This window comes from Oerskovia douganii, assembly GCF_015142735.1.
In the GTDB taxonomy this organism is placed as follows: Bacteria; Actinomycetota; Actinomycetes; order Actinomycetales; family Cellulomonadaceae; genus Oerskovia; species Oerskovia douganii.
Map to the genome: position 1 here is coordinate 184,254 of NZ_JACSPN010000004.1, position 20,961 is coordinate 205,214.

At 74.4% G+C, this 20,961-nt stretch carries 14 protein-coding genes; 9 read left to right on the forward strand and 5 right to left on the reverse strand.

Annotation, left to right across the window (positions count from 1 at the left end):
* Positions 1-18 precede the first annotated feature (18 nt).
* Complete coding sequence (locus tag H9623_RS05040; RefSeq protein WP_193718961.1) at positions 19-1,218, reverse strand: GNAT family N-acetyltransferase; 1,200 nt, start codon at positions 1,216-1,218, stop codon at positions 19-21.
* On the reverse strand, positions 1,215-2,339 hold the full coding sequence (locus H9623_RS05045; protein ID WP_193718962.1) for a GNAT family N-acetyltransferase: 1,125 nt from the start codon (positions 2,337-2,339) through the stop codon (positions 1,215-1,217). Before H9623_RS05045 ends, H9623_RS05040 begins: the two co-directional genes overlap by 4 nt.
* Before the next feature lie 235 nt (positions 2,340-2,574).
* Here H9623_RS05045 and H9623_RS19935 point away from each other — a divergent pair, with 235 nt between their 5' ends.
* Positions 2,575-3,231, forward strand: a complete 657-nt coding sequence (locus tag H9623_RS19935; RefSeq protein ID WP_193718963.1) for a phosphatase PAP2 family protein — start codon at positions 2,575-2,577, stop codon at positions 3,229-3,231.
* 32 nt (positions 3,232-3,263) lie between these two features.
* Here the strand turns inward: H9623_RS19935 and H9623_RS05055 are convergent, their stop codons facing one another.
* Complete coding sequence (locus tag H9623_RS05055; protein WP_193718964.1) at positions 3,264-4,496, reverse strand: glycosyltransferase family 4 protein; 1,233 nt, start codon at positions 4,494-4,496, stop codon at positions 3,264-3,266.
* Between the two features lie 84 nt (positions 4,497-4,580).
* On the opposite strand from H9623_RS05055, the gene H9623_RS05060 reads away from it, so the two are divergent.
* Positions 4,581-5,708 (forward strand): glycosyltransferase family 4 protein, encoded by a 1,128-nt coding sequence (locus H9623_RS05060; RefSeq protein ID WP_193718965.1) that lies wholly within the window; start codon positions 4,581-4,583, stop codon positions 5,706-5,708.
* Positions 5,709-5,714: 6 nt separating this feature from the next.
* Here the strand turns inward: H9623_RS05060 and H9623_RS05065 are convergent, their stop codons facing one another.
* Positions 5,715-9,107, reverse strand: coding sequence for a hypothetical protein (locus H9623_RS05065; protein ID WP_193718966.1), 3,393 nt, complete (start codon positions 9,105-9,107; stop codon positions 5,715-5,717).
* A 106-nt stretch (positions 9,108-9,213) separates the two neighbouring features.
* Between H9623_RS05065 and H9623_RS05070 the strand changes: the two genes are divergently transcribed.
* The 7 genes from H9623_RS05070 to H9623_RS05100 all read left to right on the forward strand — a co-directional run bounded on the left by H9623_RS05070 (position 9,214) and on the right by H9623_RS05100 (position 16,487).
* On the forward strand, positions 9,214-10,338 hold the full coding sequence (locus H9623_RS05070; RefSeq protein WP_193718967.1) for a glycosyltransferase family 4 protein: 1,125 nt from the start codon (positions 9,214-9,216) through the stop codon (positions 10,336-10,338).
* A gap of 119 nt (positions 10,339-10,457) precedes the next feature.
* Entirely contained in the window at positions 10,458-11,666 is a 1,209-nt protein-coding gene (locus tag H9623_RS05075; protein ID WP_193718968.1) for an ABC transporter ATP-binding protein, read from the forward strand.
* Positions 11,667-11,668: 2 nt separating this feature from the next.
* A complete protein-coding gene (locus H9623_RS05080) occupies positions 11,669-12,487 on the forward strand; it encodes an ABC transporter permease (RefSeq protein ID WP_193718969.1) in 819 nt (272 codons plus the stop codon).
* A 19-nt stretch (positions 12,488-12,506) separates the two neighbouring features.
* Positions 12,507-13,706 carry a glycosyltransferase family 4 protein gene (locus H9623_RS05085; protein WP_193718970.1) on the forward strand — a complete coding sequence of 400 codons (1,200 nt, stop codon included), beginning with the start codon at positions 12,507-12,509 and terminating at the stop codon, positions 13,704-13,706.
* A complete protein-coding gene (locus tag H9623_RS05090; RefSeq protein ID WP_193718971.1) occupies positions 13,703-14,899 on the forward strand; it encodes a GNAT family N-acetyltransferase in 1,197 nt (398 codons plus the stop codon). The genes H9623_RS05085 and H9623_RS05090 overlap by 4 nt, the downstream gene beginning before the upstream one ends.
* A 29-nt stretch (positions 14,900-14,928) precedes the next feature.
* The gene (locus H9623_RS05095) at positions 14,929-15,117 is read left to right on the forward strand and encodes a hypothetical protein (protein ID WP_193718972.1); all 189 of its coding nucleotides are present in this window, start codon (positions 14,929-14,931) and stop codon (positions 15,115-15,117) included.
* Positions 15,118-15,242: 125 nt separating this feature from the next.
* Entirely contained in the window at positions 15,243-16,487 is a 1,245-nt protein-coding gene (locus H9623_RS05100) for a GNAT family N-acetyltransferase (RefSeq protein ID WP_193718973.1), read from the forward strand.
* Here H9623_RS05100 and H9623_RS05105 read toward each other — a convergent pair.
* Complete coding sequence (locus H9623_RS05105; RefSeq protein ID WP_193718974.1) at positions 16,459-20,871, reverse strand: LamG-like jellyroll fold domain-containing protein; 4,413 nt, start codon at positions 20,869-20,871, stop codon at positions 16,459-16,461. The two genes, H9623_RS05100 and H9623_RS05105, sit on opposite strands and share 29 nt — an antisense overlap.
* Between the last annotated feature and the right edge of the window lie 90 nt (positions 20,872-20,961).

Genomic DNA, 20,961 nt, shown 5'->3' on the forward strand with positions numbered 1-20,961 from the left:
CCACGGCAGGACGCGTCGTCAGCCGCGCCGGGCGCGCAGGATCCGGCCGGCGCGCAGGCTCCGCCGGCCCCGCCCCGCCGCCACGATCGCCGACAGCAGCACCCGCGACGGCCAGCTCCCCACGGCGCACGTGACCGAGACCAGGTCCACGCGGTCCGGGTAGAGGAGCGTCTCGTCGGGGTAGCGGCGCGGGTCGACGCAGCTGTCGACCAGCACCGTCCCCGGCGCCTCGGCGAGCAGGCGCATCCCGAGCAGCCGCCCCCATGCCCCCGGTGAGTGCGCCGACCAGGCCGGTGCATAGGCGTCGGAGATCGAGAAGACCACGCCGTCGCGCCGGACGCGCACCGCGAGGTACACCGGCTCCGCCGCCGGGCCGACGCGCAGCACGTGCGCCTCGCCACGCTCGCGATAGGCCTCGACCAGCCCGGCGAACCACGTCGCGGCCCCGGGCACCACGCGGCGGGCCTGACCGCCCCTGTCCCGGTCCCCCTTCCACCCCGCGGCCTCGAGGTCGAGGAACTGCTCGACGACGCCCGGCTCCGACGTGGCGTCGACGATCCGCAGCTCCTCCCCCAGCGCCTCGGCGAGGTGGCGACGTCGGCGCCGGAGGTTCTTGCGCCGCGACGCCGACATCTCCGGACCGAGCTCCGCACGCACGCCCCGACCCGGGACGAACGCACCGCGCGAGATGCGGTCCCACTCGCGCACGGGCATTCCCGCACGGGCGAAGGCCTCCAGCAGCAGCGTCGTGGTGTCCCCCGACGCTCTCAGCAGCGGGAGGTCGACCGCCTGGCCGAGCGCCCGCCGTCGGGCACGGAGGGCCGCGACCAGCGACTCGACCGCGAGCCGCGGGCGGGCCGCGTCCAGGAGCGGCGCGCGCAGCGCCGCGAACCGCTCGACGAACGGCCCGTCGAGGCTCGCGTGACGCGCGGGCCACAGCCGGTTGCGGCCCACCGACTCGAACGGGAGGAACGCGAGCCAGCCCGACCCGTCGGCCACGACGAGGGCCATGACCGCGCGCCCGCCACCCATCCCGCGGGTCGCCGCCCCCAGGACCGCGGGCTCGAAGTAGAGGTTGGGCTCGAGCGAGGAGTCCGCGAGGCGCTGCCAGGCCGCAAGGTCCTCACCCGCCAGGTCGGCGACCCGGACGACCCTGCTCGTGACCCCCGTGCCCGTCGTCTCGACCGCTCCGACGAGCGTCGCCGGTCGCGCCCTCACCGGAAGCGCCGCACCACGCGTGCGGCCGCGCGCATGACCCGCATGGCCAGGCGCGCGAGGAGACCCCCCGTGACGACGGTCGACGAGACCATCGTCAACCGGTCGGGGAACAACGCGGTCGCGTCGGGGTAGAGCGAGGGGTTCATCGAGCTGTCGAACACGTCGACCTCGGAGTTCTCGTCGAGCCACGACAACGCCATCATGCGACCGATCGCGCCCGGCCCGTACCGGGCCCACTCCTCGCTGTAGACGTCGAAGTAGCCGAACGCCGTGGACCCCGTGCAGACGATCACCGCCATGTGCAGCAGGACCCCGCCGGCCACGAGCGCGAACACGTGGGCGCGGCCCGTCCCGGCGAACCCCGCGAGCATCTGCGTGAACCACTCCTGCCCGCCGCGCCTGCTCCGGAAGCCCATGCCGCCGCGCGACGCGTCGCCCTTCCACCCCTGCTGCTCGAAGTCGAGGAACGCCTTCGCGATCTCCGGGTCGTCGGCCCGGTCCTCCAGGACCAGGGTCTCCCCGACCGCACGCTCGAGACGTCGGCGACCGCGCGCGAGCGACCTGCCACGGGGCATGCGCTCGGCCCAGCTCCCGGGCGCCCCCTCGTCAAACCGGACCGCGCCCCGGGGGTCGCCGCCCCAGGTGTGCACCGGGATCCCCCGCTCCCGGCACACCTCCTCGAGCCGCTGGTCGACCCGACCGCCGCGGGCCAGCAGGTGCAGGTCGACCGCCTGCCCGAGCTCGCGCCGCCGCTCGTGGAACGCGTCGACCAGCGCGTCGACCGCCTCGTCGACGCGCGCGCCGTCGACGAGCGGCGTGCCCAGCGGGCAGTACAGCGCGAGGAAGTCCGACCCGGTCGAGGCGTGCCGCAACGGCCAGTGCTTGTCGCCCGGGACCATCTCGAACGGGAGCGCGGCCCACCAGCCGGGGTCCTCGTCCGGGCCCGCGTCGACGACCAGGAGCCGCAGCCCGGCCCCGCCGGAGAGCTCGCGCACGGCGGGCACCAGCATCTCGGGCTCGAAGTAGGGGTTGGGCTCGGCGGCGCGGGTTGCGAGCGCCCGCCACGCCTCGATGTCCTGATCCGTCAGGTCGACGATGCTCAGCACCCGGCTCCGTGCCATGAAGGACCTTCTGTCGTCGGACGAGCGGCGCCCCGGACCTCGCGAGACCGGTGCCCGGGGCATCTGTGCAGTACGACGGTAGACACCGAACGCCACCGGGGCCACAGTGGGAGCACCGTTTTCACCCGACCGGCTCGCGCACGACGAGCCGTCGTCGTCCGACAGTGCTCACAGCCACCCGTGGACGCTCCCGGGTGCCGCCCGCCGCACGTCCCCGCTCGAGGAAGGCCTGCCCGTGACCACGGACGAGCTGCACGACGTCGGCACGCGCCGCGGGCGCTCGGCCCGCGTCCCGCTCCTGCTCGCCGCAGCCCTGGTGCTCGGAGCAGTGTTCGCCGCGACGTACGTCGTGACCGTCCGCACCCTCGCGGGGCAGCAGCTCGACAACGGCGCGTTCGTCTCGTGGCAGCAGCTCAACCCGTTCCTCGGCTCGTTCGCGCAGGTCCTGCGCCCGGCCCTGCCCGTCGCGCTCGGGGCCGTGTGCGCCGTGCTCGGCGTGCTCGCGCTGCGGGCCGGCCGACGCCGCGCGGTGCTGCGCGCGGTCGGGGTCGTGGCCGTCACGGTCCCGCTCGCCCGCTGGCTCCGCGACGGGGCGCTCGACCGGCCCGACCTCGCGGACCTGGCCTACCCGCAGAACACCCTGCCCTCGGGGCACGTGGCCGTGACCGCCGCGCTGTGCGTCGCGGTCCTGTTCCTCTGGCCGCGGCGGTCGGGGGCGCTCGTCGCGTGGGCCGTCGTCGTGAGCCTCGCCGCGTGCGTCGCCTCGTTGCTGGAGCACGCGCACCGCCCGAGCGACGTCGTCGCGTCCCTGCTGCTCGTGGGCGCGGTCACGTGCCTGGTGCTCGCGTGCACGCAGCGCCCCACGGCGCGCTCCGGGCCCCTCGCGGGGTAGGCCGTCGTGCGCGAGGCCCGGCAGGCAGGGCGCTACCTCCGCGGACGGCCTCGCTGGGCGGGACGTGCCGCCAGGACGCGCTCGTAGACCTCGTCGTACCGGTCCGCGACGGCCTCCCACGTGTAGTCCTCGACCGTGCGGCGCCCCGCGGCCCCCATCGCGGCCGCGACCTCCGGCGCGTCCAGCAGCGCCCCGATCGCGTCCGCGAGCAGCACCGGGTCGCGCGGGTCGACCAGGAGGCCGTCGACGCCGTCGGTGACGAGGGTGCGCGGGCCACCGAGCACGGTGCCCACGACCGGGCGCCCCGCCCGCCAGGCCTCGAGGACCACGATCGACGCGGCCTCCTTGCGGCTCGGGACCACCACGACCGCGGCGTCCGCGAGCGCCGCGGCGACCGCGTCGGGCCCGAGCATGCCCGGGAAGGACACGCGGTCCGCGACCCCGAGCACCTCGGCGCGACGGCGCAGCGTCGCGAGCTCCGACCCGTCGCCCACGACCACGAGCCGCGCCCGGTCCGCGAGACCCGACGCCGCGAACGCCTCGAGCAGCAGGTCGAAGCCCTTGACGTGCTCGACCCGGCCGACCGCGAGGAGCACGGGAGGCCCGACGGCGTCGCTCGGCTCGACGGGGCGGGCCCGGGTCCCGCGCGGGGCCGGGGCGGGGGCGGCGACCGCGGGGGCCACGGGTACCGGGGTGGGCGTCGTGAGGTCCACGCCGTTCGGCACGACCACGGCCCCCGCGTACCCGAACCGCTCGGCCAGGTCCTCGGTGACGATCGTCGAGCAGCCGGTCACGGCGTCGGCGCGGGCGAGCGACGCGCCGAACCAGGTGCGCATCCACCACGACGTGCCGAGCGCGTCGTGGTCGTCGGCGAACGTCTCGCCGTGCGAGCTGACCACGAGCGGGGTGCGCGTGACCCGCCCCAGGGCCGTGGCGTAGACACCGTTGGGGCCGAAGCACTGCACGTGCAGGACGTCGGGGCGCAGCGAGCGGTAGGCACCGAACCACCGCCAGGCGGCCGCGGGCCAGCGGACCGCGAAGGCCAGGGCGCCGCGCGCACCGCGCGAGGGCTGGGGGGTCGGCAGGTAGCGGACCGTGACGCCGTCGAGCACGCGGGTCCCGAGGTGCTCGCCCTGGTCGACCGCCCACACCTCGACCGTCTCCCCGCGGGCGGCGAGCACGCGCGCGACGTGCTGGACGTGGGTCTCGACGCCACCCGTGCGGGGCGCGTAGGAGCTGGTGACGAGCGCGGTCCGGGGACTCATTTCGCCCTCTCAGGACCGTGGTCCAGGCGCTGCGCGCCGCTAGAGTGAGGCACTTCCCGGACCGCGAGAGAACGGACTCCCCGCATGCCGCAGCTGGTGATCGCGACCGTCGCGGTAGAGGTGCCCATGGGCGCGCAAGTTTACCAGGAGGAGGTCGCCACGAGGGCGGCCGGAGCCCTGTCCGCACCGGCCGGACCAGCGGTTTCACCCGCTCGAGCCGGTGCCCCCACGTCGCCCGGGGCGGGCTCGGCGAACGCGCCCGGGGACTGGACCGTGACGCGTGCCGTCGCGCGGTCCCTGCGCTCGCCGCTGCCCGGCACGCTCCGCCTCCCGCTGTCCCGGCTCGGCACGGCCTCGCCCGCGCTGCGCCGAGCCGCAGGCCGGCTCGTGTACCCGCGCGGCGCCGTCGTGCACCGCGTCGGCCTCGAGCTCCCTCCGCACCCGACGCGCGACGTCGTGACCATCCAGGACGTGGTCTCGTGGCGGTTCGAGGACGAGTCCCGCCCGGTCCGCGCCGCCGCCGAGGAGGCCCGCCGGGCGGCGGCCGTCGTCACGGTCTCCGAGTTCAGCGCCGACGAGATCGCCGAGCTGCTCGGCGTCGAGCGCCCGCACGTCGCCTACAACGGGGTCGACGAGCGCTACTTCCGCACCCCGCCGCTCGACGCCGCAGCGCTCGAGGCCCTGGGCGTCACGGGGCCGTACGTCCTGCACGCGGGCGGCGCCTCGCAGCGCAAGAACCTGGAGAGCCTCGCCGCGGCGTGGCCCCTGATCCACAGCGCGCGGCCGGACCTCACGCTCGTCATGAGCGGCCCGCAGAACTGGCGGCGCGACAAGCTGTTCGGCGCGCTCGCGGGCACGCGCCTCGTCGGTCGCCTGCCCGACGACGTCATGCCCGGCCTGGTCGCCGGCGCGGCCGTCGTCGTGGTCCCGTCGCACTACGAGGGGTTCGGCCTGCCCGCGCTCGAGGGCATGGCCGCGGGAGTTCCCGTGGTCGCGGCCCGCACGAGCTCGTTGCCCGAGGTCGTGGGCGACGGCGGGCTGCTCGTCGACCCGACGCCCGACGAGATCGCCCAGGCGACCCTGTTCGCGCTCTCGGACGACGCGGAGGTCGCGGCCATGGTCGAGCGCGGCCGGGCCCGCTCGGCGGACTTCACCTGGGAGCGCAGCGCGGCGCAGCACGCGGCCGTGTGGCGGAGCGTGGCCGCGCGCTGACGCTGGTCAGGCCCCGGGCCCCCAGGCCTGGAGCGCGCTCACGGTCGCGACGTACGCGCTCTCGGTCGCGAGCGGCAGGAACGACGGGTGCAGCCCACCCACGACGCCCGAGTAGTTCGCCGCGAGCACGGGCACGCCCCGCTCGGTCGTCATGGGCACCGAGACGCGCACCGCGGTGACCTCGACCGGCTCGATCTCGAACACCGCGACCCGGTCGGAGAACTGGTCCTCCTGCCGGGCGACGTCCTGCCAGGTGCCGTCGGGGAGCTGGACCGAGACCGTGTAGTCGCGCAGACCCATGCTGCAGCAGCGGATCCCCGCCGTCGCGACGGCGATCCGGTCGACGGTCTGCGGCCCGTCGGTCGTCACGGTCACCGAGGGGTTCTCGTCGACGACGTCGTCCGCGAGGCGACCGGACCGCCACGGGTCGCGCACGTCGAACGTCCCGGACGTCACGACCTGGGCGTCGGCCTCCTCGTGGGTCGAGGTGGCCGTGACGGGACGCCCCGCCAGGAGGTCGGGACCGAACGGCTCGACGGCCTGGACGCCCAGGGTCTGGCCGGGCTCCCCGACGAGGAAGACGGGCGCGCCCGTGACCGGGAGGTCGACCCCGTCCCCTCCGACGTCGAGGGACGCCACGGCCCCGTACTGGTCGATCCTTCGCACCGTGCCGTCGTCGCCGTCGTCGCCGTCGCCGCCCGCCGCCGTCAGGCGCACGGTGGTCGACAGGTCGTCTCCCCAGACCGCGAGCAACGGCTCGCCACCGGGCCCCTGGGCCGTGGCCGCGAACGTGCCCGGCACGCCCGTCTCGACGAACGTCGGCGTCCCGTAGGGCTCGAGCAGGGCCGAGGTCGCGGCGAAGGCCGCCCCGGCGGGCTTGACGTAGCTGCCGTACTGCACGAGGGACCACGAGTTGCCGGACTCCCCGAACCCGCCCTCGGAGAAGAAGTAGGTCCACTCGTCGATCCCCTCGGACCCGTACCACAGGAGCTTGCGCGCGACGTCGGAGCCGCCGGCCCAGAAGTTCGCGACGCCGTCGGACCACCAGCCGGACTCGGTGTCCCACAGCGGGACGTCGCCGCACGGCGCGAGCGCGTCCCGGAGCTGGTCGAGCTCGGCGTCCGCCACCGAGAAGCCCTCCTCCTCCCAGGACCGGTTGAGCCCCGTGTAGGGATGGATCCCGACGACGTCCATCGACGCGCACCCGCCCGCGTCGACGAGTGCGGCCCACCAGTCCGGCACGATCCCGAGCGTGTTCCCCCCGACGACCACGACGCCCGGCAGCGCTGCGCGCGCGCCCGCCGCGAACGGCGCACCGACCTGCTCCTCGTACTGCGCACCGTCGCCGAAGCCCGTGTTGTTGGGCTCGTTCCAGGGCTGCCAGGCCACGATCCCCGGCGCCCGCTCCGCGACGGCCGCGACGATCTCGCGCGACCACCCCTCCCACGTGCCCGCGTCGACCGCGGCCCGCTCGGCCTCGCCGCCCGACCCGAGCTGGAGGGTCAGCGTGACCCCGCTGCTCCCCGCGAGCGCCGCGGCGGCCGCGAGCTCGGCGAAGGGGTCGGGGTCGGTCTCGGCCCCCTCCTCGGGCTCGGGCACGCCCGCGCTCGGGAGCGAGTCCCAGACCAGCCCGTCGGCGGCCGGGGTGCCGGTCGGGTCGGGGACGATCGCCCCGAAGTCGAGCTGCCAGCGGTAGCTGTCGACGCCGAGCTGGTCGGCGAGCTGCACCCCCCGCAGGACCGAGGCCCCTCCCCAGTCGGCGCCGTCGGCCAGCCCGGCGAGGTCGAGCGGGGCGCCGGGCGCGCCGACCGTGTACCGCAGGCACGTCCCCGAGACGGGGTCGCCCGACGCGCGCTCGACCAGGGCGGCGTCGACCTCGTAGACCCCGGGCCTCGTCGCGGGCAGCGTCACGGGCACGTCCCCGCCGTCCGCCGGGATCTCGGCGACCTGCTCGTCGCCCACGACGGGGTCCGGGACGCGGGGGTCGCCGCGCACCTGGAGGCGCAGCTCGTAGCGGTCGGCCCAGCGGCCCCACGAGTCGTCGAGGCTCAGGCGCACGGCGGGCTCCTCGCCCGGCGGGAAGTAGTTGTAGACCTCGTCCGTCACGAGGCCCGCGCCGGCGCCCAGCACCGCGAGGAAGCCGTCGTTGACCGCGTTGTACTTCACGGGCGCGCCGAGCTGGTAGGCCATGCGGTCCTGCGTGATCGCCGTGAGGGCGACGGCCCCCTCGCTCGTCGTCAGCGTGTAGTACGTGCCGTCGTCCAGCACGAGGGGCGAGCCGTCGAGGAGCGTGAAGTCCGCATCCAGGTCGGCGCGTGCGTCGGGCCACACGCCGCGCCGCACGCCGTCCGCGCCCACGTGCTCGAACCCGAGGCCGTCCTCGATCACCACGAGCCCGTCGCCGTCGGGCGCCGGGGCGACGCCGACCACGGAGTCGAACCAGTACTGGGACGGCTTGCCGAACGCCCACCGGCCGTTGGCCGTCGCCCCCAGGTGCAGCTCCTCGCCGCCGTCCTGGTCGAGGACCGTCAGGTCGTCGGTGGACCCTGCGTCCGAGGAGCCCGAGGACTCGAGCACGAGCCCGCCGTCGGGCAGCTGGCCCAGGACCTGGCCGGGGAAGTCGTCACGCGTACCGACGATCTTCCCGTCGGTCCCCACGAGGTGCATGGTGCGCTCGGTCTCGTGCACGCCGACCACGGGCCGACCGTCGAGGTCGTCCCACAGGGCCATGCCGAACAGGTCGAGGACCCCGCCCTCGGTCTGGTCCCCCTCGGGCAGGTGCGTCGTCCAGGACCGTGTGCCGTCGAGCTCGAACCGGACCAGGTCGCGGCGCTGCATGAGCGTGTCGAGGAAGTAGACGCCGCCCTCGGCGTCGACCTCGAACTGCTCGGGGCTGAACGCCTCGCTGCCCTCGTCGAGCTGCAGCTCGAAGTCCGTGGTCCCCTCGACGTCCCCCGTCGCCACGTCGTACCGGGTCACGCGGTAGGCGCTCGACCGGTCCCACTCGAGGACGTACGCGAGCCCGTCGCGGACCCGCAGCGAGAGCACGGTGCCGTCCGTCAGGGTCGCGACCTCGTCGACCACGTCGCGGCGCCCGCCGAGGTCGGCCGGGTCGACGCCGTCGTGCGTGACCTTGTCGAGCACCGGGAACCCGCACACCGGCGCGGCCCCCGGCTCGCTCGCGCTCACGACGGTCGGCATGGCGGGACCGGGCTCCGCCGCGGCGCCCCCGTCGACCGTGCGGACGACCAGGACGGCCCCCGTGGCGACCACGACGGCGCCCGCGACGCCGACGACCCAGGGCCGGCGCCACCACCCCGTGGGGCGCTGGGCCTGCTCGTCCTGCTGGGGCGGGTCGGTCACGTCGGTGCTCCCGTCGGGCCCGGCGGCGCGGGCCAAGGGTCGATCGTACGTCGCGGACCCCCGCCGCGCTGGGCGACCGACCGCGGATTTCACCCTCGTCGAGGGACCTTCCGCAGCGGGGGTCATCCCCTACGCTGACCGCATGGACCAGGACGCGCCCGACACCTCCCGTGCCCGGCGTCCCGTCCTGTGGCTCAGCAACGAGACCCCCGACCGGGACGGGCAGGGCGGCCAGCGCAGGCAGTACTTCCAGATCCGCGCGCTCGTGCGCGCCGGCTGGGCCGTGCACGTCATGACGCTCGCGGGCGACCAGGACGACACGTCGCTGCGCGAGATCGCGACCGTCGAGCGGTTCGCCCCGTTCCTCCACAAGCGCCTGCCCCACCCGACGCGCTACTTCCTCGCGCGCCGCCGGGCGCGCTCGGGCCGGTTCGACCACGTGGTCGTCGCGCACCTCGAGTCCTGGGCCCTGCTGCGCGGGGCGGGGCGCCGGCTCGGGACCCCGGTGCTGGTCGACGTCCACAACGTCATGAGCCCGTGGCTGACGCGCCTGGGCAGGACCCGCGAGGCCCGCTCGTTCCGCACGGTCGAGGACCGGGTCCTGCGGGACGCCTCCGCGGTGTCGGTCTGCTCGCCCGCCGAGCTCGACCGCCTGCCCGCGGGGGGCGGCGCGCGCCGGCTCGTCGCGCCGCACGGGATCGACGCCGACGAGTGGCCCCCGCCACCGGCGGCCGCTCCCCCGCCCGTGGTCGGGATGTTCGGCAACTGGTCGTGGACCCCGAACACGGCAGGGATCGCCTGGTTCGCCAAGGACGTGTGGCCTCGCGTGCGGCAGGCCGTGCCCGACGCCGAGTGGCACGTCGCGGGGAGCGGCACCCCCGCCCGCTTCACCGAGATCGAGGGCTACCGCGGGCTCGGTCGCGTCCCGGCGCTCTCCGACCTCACGGCGCGCAGCCGGGTGGTCGCGGTGCCCGTCCGGGCCGGCGTGGGCGCCCCGGTGAAGTTCGGCGAAGCCCTTGCGACGGGTCGTCCCGTGATCGCGACGACCGACGGGGCCAGCGCTCACCCGGGTTCCCCGGCCCGGGTCACCGACGACACCGACGAGTGGGTCGAGTGGCTCGTCGAGCGCCTGGGCCCGGACCCCGCGCCCGCCGACGACGAGGGCCGGCGCACCTACCGCTACGCCATGGACGAGCTCCCGTGGGAGTGCACGACCGCCCCGATCGTCTCGTGGCTGTCGGAGAATTCCACCCGCTCCCGGCCCTGATCCGGGGTCTGCCCGCTGATAGTGTGCCCGTGTCGTAGAAGGCCCGGTTCTCACCGGTCGAGACTCCTCCGACCACCACACGATCCGCAGCGCGCGGACACCATGCCGAAGGGGACACCGTGGCGGATCCCGCTGTTGCCGTGAAGGGCCTCTCCAAGTCCTACCGCATCGCGAAGAGCGGCTTCCGGCCGACGACCGCTGCGGAAGCAGTGATCAACCGCGTCAAGCACCCGCTCCACAAGCCGGAGTACGAGGACTTCGAGGCCCTCAAGGACGTCGACTTCGAGGTCCCGTGGGGCGAGGCGCTGGGCATCATCGGGCGCAACGGGGCCGGCAAGAGCACGCTGCTCAAGCTCCTCACCCGCATCACGGCCCCCTCGACGGGCCGGATCGAGCTGGGAGGGCGCGTGGGCAGCCTCCTCGAGGTCGGCACGGGGTTCCACCCCGAGCTGACCGGCCGGGAGAACGTCTACCTCAACGGCACGCTCCTGGGCATGCGTCGCAAGGAGATCCAGCGCCGCTTCGACGAGATCGTGGACTTCTCGGGCGTCGAGAAGTTCCTCGAGACCCCGGTCAAGCGCTACTCGTCGGGCATGTACGTGCGCCTGGCGTTCGCGGTGGCAGCGCACCTCGAGACCGAGATCCTCGCGATCGACGAGGTCCTCGCGGTCGGCGACGCCGAGTTCCAGGCCAAGTCCCTCGCCAAGATGCGCGACGTCGCACGCGACGGTCGCACGGTGCTCTACGTGAGCCACCAGGCGCAGACCGTGTCCGCGCTGTGCACCCGCGCGATCTACCTCGACCAGGGCAAGCTCACCTACGCGGGCAACGTCGAGGACGCGCTCGCCGAGTACCGCAACAGCTTCACGAGCTTCCACGTCGCCCAGCAGGACGCGTCCCGACGGGCCGGCACCGGCGAGCTCCGTTTCACCGAGGCGGCGATCGCCGAGGAGACCATGGAGCCCACCGAGGACAAGGTCATCGAGTTCGCCGTGAACGCGAACCCGGACCTGGTCGGCAGCTACTTCGTCTCGTGCCACATCAACGACATGAACGGCAACATCGTCGTGCAGTGCGACTCACGCCTCGTCGGCCTGTGGCTCGACCCGACCGTCCCGCAGCGCGGCGCGCTGACGATCAAGGACCTGTGGCTCAAGCCCGGCAAGTACACGTACGACCTGTACGTGTGCAAGACCGGCATCCTCGACGCCTGGGAGGGCGCGGGGGCCTTCGAGATCCTGCCCAACCCGCCGTACCCCGAGGTCACGTCCGACGAGGCGCTGACGCACGGCATGGTGCTGGCGGACTTCCAGTACGAGAGGTGGTGACGATGAGCAAGACCGTGATCACCCCGCCCGGGCGGTGGGACCTGCCGTCGGTCAAGGAGCTGTGGGAGGCCCGCGAGGTCCTCGTCAGCTTCGGTCGGCGCGACGTCCTGCTGCGCTACCGGCAGACCGTGATCGGCATCGCCTGGGTCATCCTGCAGCCGCTCGCCTCGGCCGGGATCTTCGCGATCGTGTTCGGTCAGGTCGCGGACCTGCCGAGCAACGGCGTCCCGTACTTCATCTTCGCCTTCGCGGGCCAGCTCGCGTGGAACGTGTTCAGCGGCGTCGCGAGCCGTTCGTCGTCCTCGCTCGTGGCGAACCAGTCGCTCGTGTCGAAGGTCTTCTTCCCGCGCATGCTCGTGCCGCTCTCGACGATCCTCGCGGTGCTGGTCGACTACGCCGTCGCGTTCGGGCTGTTCGTGGTCCTGCTGTTCGTCTACGGGATCAACCCCGGCTGGCCCATCCTGCTCGTGCCGTTCTGGACGCTCCTGGCCGTGCTGCTCGGCGCCGCGATTGGCGTCGCGAGCTCGGCCGTCATGGTCAAGTACCGCGACGTCGGGTACGCGCTGCCCTGGGTCATCCAGATCCTCATGTACGCGACCCCCGTCGCGTACTCGCTGGAGGCCGTCCCCGCGAACCTGCTGTGGATCTTCAACATCAACCCGCTCACGTGGCTGCTCGAGGGCTTCCGCTGGTCGCTGCTCGGGCAGGCGGCCCCCGAGGCGTGGCAGGTCGTCGCCCTGGTCGTGGTGTCGGGGCTCGCCTTCACGGGTGGCGCACTGATCTTCCAGAAGCTCGAGCGTGGCTTCGCCGACGTGATCTGACCCGGTCAGGAGGGTCCCGATGAAGCGGTCCGACCAGTCGCTGCCCGTCCGTGCGCACGAGCGCGGGCACGTCCACGTCATCACGCCCGGCGACCACTACTCGCCGCGCACGGGCAGCGCGGTGCCGACCGTCGTGGACGGCCTGGTCCGGGGGGCGTCGACGACGTCCGCACCGTCGTCGGTCGTCGTGGCCCGCGGCACCTACCCGGACCGTTACGGCGGCGTGAGCGTCCTCGAGTACCCGCAGGCCTCCGCGCGACGGTGGGACCGCTACCTGGACGCCGCCTCCTCGCGCGCCGGGCTGCCCCGCCACGGCGCGCGCCGCGCGTACGCCGCCACGGTCCGCGACCAGGGCGGCTGGGCGCCGTCGTACGTGCTAGCGCACAACGCCCCCCAGCTCGTCCCGCTCGTCGACGCCGCCCGCCACGTGCCCGTCCTCTACGCGCACAACCAGCTCCTGCGCACCTACGGCCACCGCGAGCTGGCCCGCACGCTCGGGCCCGTGCACCGCATCGTGTGCGTGAGCGCGTTCCTGGCCGACGAGACCGCGACCCTGCTCCCGCCCGGGCTCCGGGACCGCGTCGTCGTGGTCCACAACGGGGTCGACGCCCCTGCCGAGCACGGCGCACGCGCACCCCGTGGGGACACCCTGCACGTGGTCTTCGTGGGCCGCACCATCCCGGACAAGGGCGCCGACGTCGTCGTGGACGCCGTCCGCCGCCTGGCCCGGCCGGACGTGCGGCTGACCGTCGTGGGTTCCGCGGGGTTCGACGCCGCAGCCCCCCTGACACCGCACGAGAAGGCCCTCCGGCAGCGCGCCTCGGGGACCCCCGTCCCCCCGGCCTTCACCGGATTCCTCCCGCGCGGGGAGGTCCGCGAGATCCTGCGAACGGCCGACGTCGTCGTGGTCCCGTCCCGCTGGGCCGAGCCCTTCGCCCTGACCGCCCTCGAGGGGATGTCCGCGGGTGCGGCCGTCGTGGCCTCGGACGTCGGCGGCATCCCGGAGGCCGTCGGGTCGGCCGGGATCCTGGTGCCACCCGGCGACGTGGTGGCCCTCGCGGACGCGCTGGCCGCGCTCGCCGACGACGAGTCGCTGCTCGCGCGTGCCCAGGAGGCCGGTCGGGCGCACGCCGCAGCGATGAGCTGGTCGCACGCCCGCGCCCGGCTCGACCGGGTCCTCGACGGTGCTCGGGCCCCCAGCCCCCGGGGGACGCCATGACCTCCACGGGCACCACGACGGCGACGGGTCCGCTCGCCCCCACGGGAGCCGTGCGCGCCCGCACCGTGCGGCTGGGCGACGTGTCCGACGCCGAGGCCGAGCGCTGGGCCGACCTGGTGGACCGTGCGCTCGAGCCCAACCCGTTCCTGTCCCCCGCGTACCTGCTCACGGCGTCCCGGTGGCTCGCCCGCACCGCCGGGATCGTGCTCGTCGTCGTCGAGCGCGACGACCGCATGATCGCCCTCCTGCCGCTCAGCCGCGGCGGGCGGTTCCACGGCACGCCCCTGCGGTGCGCGACGACCGCGGGCGCCTTCCTCAAGGACGACTCACCACTGTGCGCGCCTCTCGTGGACGCCGAGCACGCGGCGACCGCGCTCGACCACCTGCTCCGCTTCCTCGCCGACCGACGCAACGGCTTCCCGCCCCTCGTCGAGCTCACGCTGCTGCCCGGTGACGGCCCCCTGCACGACGCCCTGCACGACGCCTGCCGCCGCGCACGGGTCACGCTGCTCGAACGCTCCCGCTTCGAGCGCGCCGTGCTCGACCGGTCCAGCGCCGCACCCCCTCCGAGAGAGGCGCTGAGCCCCTCCAAGCGCAAGCAGGTCGAGCGCCTGACCCGCCGCCTCGAGGAGGCCACCGGGGCGACCCTCCGGTGGGAGGACCGGGGCGAGGACCCGCAGGCCTTCCAGGACTTCGTCGCGCTCGAGGCCGCGGGCTGGAAGGGGGACGCCGGCCGGGACGGGGGCGCGCTCCAGGTGACGCCCGGCGCCGTCGAGTGGTTCACCGACGTGACCGACGGCCTGCGCGCCCGCAGGAGCCTCCACCTGCTCACGCTCGTCGCGGGGGACGACGTCGTCTACATGTCGTTGCAGTTCGCCGCCGCAGGATCCCTGTTCTCCCTGATGGACACCTACGACGAACGGTTCGCGAGGTTCAGCCCCGGCGTGATCGGGCGCGTGATGGAGCAGGAGCACGTCCTGGAGCGCACGACCGCCGACCGGTTCGACCCCTGCATGCACCCCAAGAACGCCGGTCCCACGGCCCTCTACCGCGACCGCCGACCCCTCGTCGGGGTCGTGCTCGCGACGCGCGGCGTCCTCCCGCGGCTCCTCCTGCGCTCCGTGCCGGCCCTGCGGGGCCTGCGCACCCGCGTCGCGCGCACGCCGCGCGAGATCGTCGAGGACGCGACATGATCGGGACGACACCCGGCGGAGGGCCCTCGATGGCTTGGAACGACCGCGGCATCCTCGCCGCGACACTCGGTCACACGCGCAGGTCGTGGACCGACGCACCCTCGGACCCCGCCCCTGCCGCTCCCGTCTACCTCCGGCGCACGACCTACCGTGGCCCCGCGCTCGGCCTCGAGCACCCCGGTGAGGGTCCGCCGTCGAACCTCCCGACGGCTCGCTGACCTCCTCCCTGCCCTGACGGGTCGATCGAGGACCTCCTCTCGCCCCGCCGCTCCACCGTGCAGCCCGCAAGGGCTCGCTCCGCCGTGCGGCACCGTCGTGCCGCTCCGCCCCCGAACGGGAACCCATGACCTCGCACACCACCTCGCACGCCACCCCTCGCCTGTCGGTCCGTCTCGCCGCGGTCTCGACCCTCGGGCCGGACGACGTCTCCCGCTGGCGGGACCTCGCCGAGCACGCCGCCGAGCCCAACGTCTTCTACGGCCCGGACTTCCTGGTCCCGACCGCCGCACACTTCGACCGGGACCGCACCCTGCGCCTGGTGATCGTCGAGTCGGACGGCACCTGGCTCGCGCTCATGCCCTACGAGCTCGTCGCGGCGAACCGGCGCTGGCCGCACCGGCACGCGTCGAACGACGGGCCGATCCTCAACCAGTTCACCTCGCTCGGCGTCCCGCTGCTGCGCCAGGACGACCCACGGCGGGCCGCGAGGGGGCTCGTGCGGGCGTTCCGTCGGTTCTCGCGCGAGCTCGGCGGCAGCATCGAGATGGCGTTCGTCTCCGGGGACGGCCCCGGGGGCGCCGCGCTCCAGCAGGCGTTCGCGGACGACGGGTCGACTCTCCACGTCTGGGGTGGCGACGCCCGCGCCGCCGTCCGCTTCGCCGAGGTCGAGGACCCGGGCGCCTTGGGGTACCTCCCGCGGTCCCGCGCCAAGGCCGTGCGCCGCAGGGCCCGTCGGCTCACCGAGGCGATCGGCGTCCCGGCCGAGCTCGACTCCCTGACGCTCGACGTCGTCGACGACCCGGCGGAGTTCCTCCGGTTCGAGCTCGAGACGTGGAAGGCCGACCCCGCCCGCGACGGGGTCGGCTTCTCTCGCCTGCGCGAGGGGCCCGAGTGGTTCACGGACGTCTTCCAGGCCCACGCCGCCGCGGGCCGCGCGACGCTCCTCGCCCTGCGGCCCGCGGGCGAGACGCTCTACATGGCGGCCTTCCTGCGGTCCGGTCGCACCCTCTTCGCCTGGTACGACGAGTACGCCGAGGCGTGGGCGCAGCACGCCCCCGGGGTCCTGGGGCGGCTGCTGACCGTCAAGCAGCTCGCGGCCGAGGGCGGTGCCGACCTGCTGGACTCCTGCATGCACCCGTCCCTCTACCCCGACCAGAACGAGCTCTACCCGTCGCGGCTGCGGACGGTGTCCTTCACCGCGGCGCTGGGTCGTTGGCCGGGGCAGCTCCTGCTCCGGGAGATCGTGGCGCTCGGGCACGGTCGCCGGGCGCTCACGGGCCGTGTCCGCGAGGCGCGTGCGGACCGGCGGGCCCGGGCCGAGCGCCCCGGCGGGAGAGGGGTCAGGCAGGGGGCGGTGTCTGGGTCCTGAGGGCCGCGACCTCGCCCGCGCCGAGCGCCCGGTCGTAGAGGCGCACGCCGTCGACGGCCCCCTTGAGCGGGAGCGTGCCGCCGGGCTGCCCGCCGAGGATCAGCGGGAGCGTGTTGACGCCGACCGCTGCGGGCCCGGCGACGTTTCCCTGCTCGACGCCGTCGACGTACAGGCGCATCCGCTGCCCGTCGAAGGTGCCCACGAGGTGCACCCAGGTGGCGCCGTCCGAGGGGTACGTCGACGTCGCGTTGACCCGGTAGGTGTCTCCCGACGTCGCCTGGTTGAGGCGCAGGAACGCCTTGCCGGCGCTCGACAGCCCCAGCTCGAACCCGTCGGTCGCGCTCGGCGCGGCCTTCTTGACGACGTACTGGGTCGCGACCTGCTCGGGCCGGACCCAGGCGGCGACCGTCAGCGCGGTCGAGACGTCGAGGACGTCCGCGTCGGGGACCTGGACCTTGCCGGTGGCCCCGTCGAACCGCACGGCGGACCGTCCGCCCGAGGTGACCCACGTGGCCCCGCCCGAGAGCGCGCCGCCGTTTCCCCAGCCCGACGAGTCGGCCGCGGCGAGACCGGTGCCCTCGTCGAGGTCCCACGCCCCCCGGATCCCTCCCGCGGGGGCGACCTGGACGGTCGCCGTCGCGACGTTCGACCAGAGCCCGTTCGCGCCCACCCGGTACGTGAAGGTCGTGGTCCCGACGAAGCCCGCGGCGGGCGTGTACGTGAACGCGCCCGTGGCCGCGTTCGTCACCGCGACCGAGCCCGACGACGGAGCGGCGACCACCTCGAACGTCAGCGCACCGCCGCTCGGCGAGCTGCCCACGAGGGTGCCCGAGACGGCCGTGCCGCTCACGGTCGAGGCCGCCACGTCCTGGGCGACGGGCGCCTGCGCCGGCGGCTGGACGGCCTGGCGGAGCGCCGCGACCTCCGCCCCGGACAGTGCCCGGTCGTACAGCCTGGCCTGGTCGACCGCTCCCTGGAAGGGGTACAGACCGTCGGGCTGGGCGCCGATCGTCAGCGGGAGCGCGTTGACCCCAACCGACGCCGGACCCGCGACGTTCCCCTGCTCGACCCCGTCCACGTAGACCCGCAACCGCTGCCCGTCGTACGTCCCCGCCAGGTGCACCCACGTGCTCCCGTTCGTCGGCAGCACCGACGTCGCGTTCACCCGGAACGTGTCACCCGAGGTCTTCTGGTTGACCCGCAGGAACGGCCTGCCCGCGCTCGAGATCCCCAGCTCGTAGCCGTCCGCAGACCCCGACACCGCCTTCTTCACGACGTACTGCGTCGCCGACCGCTCCGGACGCACCCACGCCGAGACCGTCAGCGCCGACGACACGTCCAACCCGTCCGCATCCGGCACCGACACCTTCCCAGCGGTACCGTCGAGGCGCACCGCCCTGCCGTCGATCCCGCTCACCCAGGTGGTGCCGCCCGACAGCGTCCCGGTCTGGCCCCAGCCCGACGCGTCGGCCGTCGTGGTCCCGGTCCCCTCGTCGAGGCCCCACAGGCCTCGGATCCCCGCGATCGAGGTCACGCGCACGGTCTGCGTCGCGACGTTCGACCACGTCGCCCCCGCCTTGACCCGGAACGTGAAGGTCGTGGTCCCGACGAAGCCCGCGGCGGGCGTGTACGTGAACGCGCCCGTGGCCGCGTTCGTCACCGCCACCGAGCCCGACGACGGAGCCGCGACCACCTCGAACGTCAGCGCACCGCCGCTCGGCGAGCTGCCCGCGAGCCTGCCCGTGACCGCGGTACCGGTCGTGGTGGTCGCGGCCCCGTCGGTCGCGACCGGGGTCGTGGGCACGGGGCCGCCGCCCTGGACGAGCTCGGCGACCTGGGTGGCGGTGAGCGCCCGGTCGAAGAGTCGCACCGAGTCGACCGCTCCCTGGAAGGGGTACAGACCGTCGGGCTGGGCGCCGATCGTCAGCGGGAGCGTGTTGACCCCGACCGACGCCGGACCCGCGACGTTCCCCTGCTCGACCCCGTCCACGTAGACCCGCAACCGCTGCCCGTCATAGGTCCCCGCCAGGTGCACCCACGTGCTCCCGTTCGTCGGCAGCACCGACGTCGCGTTCACCCGGAACGTGTCACCCGAGGTCTTCTGGTTGACCCGCAGGAACGGCCTGCCCGCGCTCGAGATCCCCAGCTCGTAGCCGTCCGCAGACCCCGACACCGCCTTCTTCACGACGTACTGCGTCGCCGACCGCTCGGGGCGCACCCACGCCGAGACCGTCAACGCCGACGACACGTCCAACCCGTCCGCATCCGGCACCGAGACCTTCCCAGCGGTACCGTCGAGGCGCACCGCCCTGCCCACCTTGCCCGTGACCCAGCTCGTGCCCCCGGTCAGCGTGCCCTGGAAACCCCAGCCGGAGGAGTCCGCCGCGACCACGCCCGAGCTCTCGTCGAGCTCCCAGGTGCCCCGGGCTCCGGCCACCGCCGTGACCCGCACGCTCTGCGTCGCAACGTTCGACCACGTCGCCCCCGCCTTGACCCGGAACGTGAACGAGGTCGCCCCCACGAAGCCCGCAGCGGGCGTGTACGTGAACGCGCCCGTGGCCGCGTTCGTCACCGCCACCGAGCCCGACGACGGAGCCGCGACCACCTCGAACGTCAACGCACCCCCCACCGGGGACGCCCCCTGGAGAGTCCCGGTCACGGGGACACCGACCGACGTCGCCGTGAGCCCCGCCGTCGCGACCGGTCCCCGCGGGTCCACCCAGGCCAGCCGGGCCGTGCCGGCGGTCGAGCTCGAGGCCGCCATCACGAGCGTCGTCCCCGGCACGTTCTGCTTGGCGCCCGTGACGTTGTTGTACGTCCCGTCGAGCACGGTCGTGGCGCTCTGCGAGAAGCCGATCGACGCGAGCGGCGTGACCTTCTCGATGATGTCGTCGAGGACCTCACTGCGTGTGTAGACGACGCGCAGGAGCCCCGTGACCTCGTCGATCTCGACGACAGGACGCGTCCCGAGCCGGTCGACCTCGTGGAGCGGGTCCCACGTGCCGTCCGGCCGGCGGACGAGCAGCCCGATCACCGTCGCACCCTGCGCGTCGTACGACGTCTTGATCGCCGCGTAGAGGGTCCCGTCCGCGGCCACCGCGACGTTCATGTGATCGTCGGCCATGCCGTCACCGAGGTTCAGGGCCGAGGCCTGTGCGGGCTTCTCGTCGGCGGTCCACGTCTGCGGGTCCGCCCCGTCGACGTGCGTCCGGAAACCGAAGCGCTCGGTGCTCTGGTTGGACCAGAGCACCCCGATCCGCCCGCCCGGCAGGGCCGTGACCATCCCGATGTCGTCGTCCAGGACCCCCGAGGCGACCGTGACCGGGGCCGAGAAGGCCGTGTACGGCGAGTCGGCGTAGCGCGCCTGGATGCTCGTGCTGGTGTCCGAGACGAGCCACAGCCGCCCCGTCGAGTCGACGTCGATCGTGCCCGTCTCGCTGCCCGGGAGCGAGACCGCGGTCGCCGTCGGACGCTGGGACCACGGCTGGTAGGAGTTCGAGGAGGCGACGTACTCGACCGAGACGAGCGACGTCGTCGGGCCGTGGAGCAGGACGTGCGCGACGTCTCCGACGACCTTGACGTCCGCACGGACGTCGGTCCGGTCCGAGATCCGTACGACGTTGGTCCAGGTGCCCGCCGACGCGTCGTGGCGCCACACCCACGTCCCCGCGGGGGTCGTGCTCGTCGAGGCGAGCGCAGCCCACCACGTCCCCCGCGCGAACCACAGCTTGGACTGCGGCTTCTCGCCCGTGGTGCCGCTCAACGGGATCGACGTCGTGGTCAGGGGCTGCTCGGCCGCGAGCGCCTGCGGGGTGGGGAGGGCGTCGGGCGCCGGGGCGGGCTCCTGCCAGGTCAGCGTGACGAGGCCGGGCTCGTCGTCCTGGGTGCCGACCTCGACGAGGTACTCCTCGCCCTCGACGGCGTCGAACGTCACGCGCGACGTCGCGACGTCCCCGTCGTCGTCGTTGCTCGCGACCACGGTCCTCGGAGCCGACGCCCGCCGCACGGCGATCGTGGTGCCGACCTCGCTGCCGCTCGTCGAGAAGCTGACGGGGCCGGACGTCGGGGCCGTCCACCGCCACCAGAGGGACGTCGCGACCGTGGTCGGCGCCTCGGGGCCCGCGCCGTCGGCCGAGAAGTTCGGGGCGACGTCCTGCCCGACCGTCCCGCCGATCGGTCGGCTCTCCGCGACCCTGTCCCCCTCGACCGCGGTCACGGGGACGGGGACCGGGGCCGACGCCGTCGCGGACCGCACGTCGCCCGAGACGACCGACCCTGCCGTCGCGAGGACGAGCCCCATGACCAGCAGCGGCGTGACCGCACGGCGGACGCGGGTACCGGTGGTCCCGGGGCGTCGGTGGGGCCCGGCGGGGCGTGACGTCATGTTCGATCCTGTCCGGAGTCCCTGGTGATGGATCCGTACGTCACCGCGACGGCGTGCGACGTACCCCCGGAGCGGCCACCAGGTCACCAT

Excerpts from the sequence above, each read along its gene's own strand:
- H9623_RS05105 (WP_193718974.1), bottom strand. The coding sequence starts at position 20,871 with ATGACGTCACGCCCCGCCGGGCCCCACCGACGCCCCGGGACCACCGGT.
- H9623_RS05060 (WP_193718965.1), top strand. The coding sequence starts at position 4,581 with ATGCCGCAGCTGGTGATCGCGACCGTCGCGGTAGAGGTGCCCATGGGC.
- H9623_RS05045 (WP_193718962.1), bottom strand. The coding sequence starts at position 2,339 with ATGGCACGGAGCCGGGTGCTGAGCATCGTCGACCTGACGGATCAGGAC.
- H9623_RS05095 (WP_193718972.1), top strand. The coding sequence starts at position 14,929 with ATGGCTTGGAACGACCGCGGCATCCTCGCCGCGACACTCGGTCACACG.
- H9623_RS05085 (WP_193718970.1), top strand. The coding sequence starts at position 12,507 with ATGAAGCGGTCCGACCAGTCGCTGCCCGTCCGTGCGCACGAGCGCGGG.
- H9623_RS05070 (WP_193718967.1), top strand. The coding sequence starts at position 9,214 with ATGGACCAGGACGCGCCCGACACCTCCCGTGCCCGGCGTCCCGTCCTG.
- H9623_RS05100 (WP_193718973.1), top strand. The coding sequence starts at position 15,243 with ATGACCTCGCACACCACCTCGCACGCCACCCCTCGCCTGTCGGTCCGT.
- H9623_RS05090 (WP_193718971.1), top strand. The coding sequence starts at position 13,703 with ATGACCTCCACGGGCACCACGACGGCGACGGGTCCGCTCGCCCCCACG.
- H9623_RS05080 (WP_193718969.1), top strand. The coding sequence starts at position 11,669 with ATGAGCAAGACCGTGATCACCCCGCCCGGGCGGTGGGACCTGCCGTCG.
- H9623_RS05055 (WP_193718964.1), bottom strand. The coding sequence starts at position 4,496 with ATGAGTCCCCGGACCGCGCTCGTCACCAGCTCCTACGCGCCCCGCACG.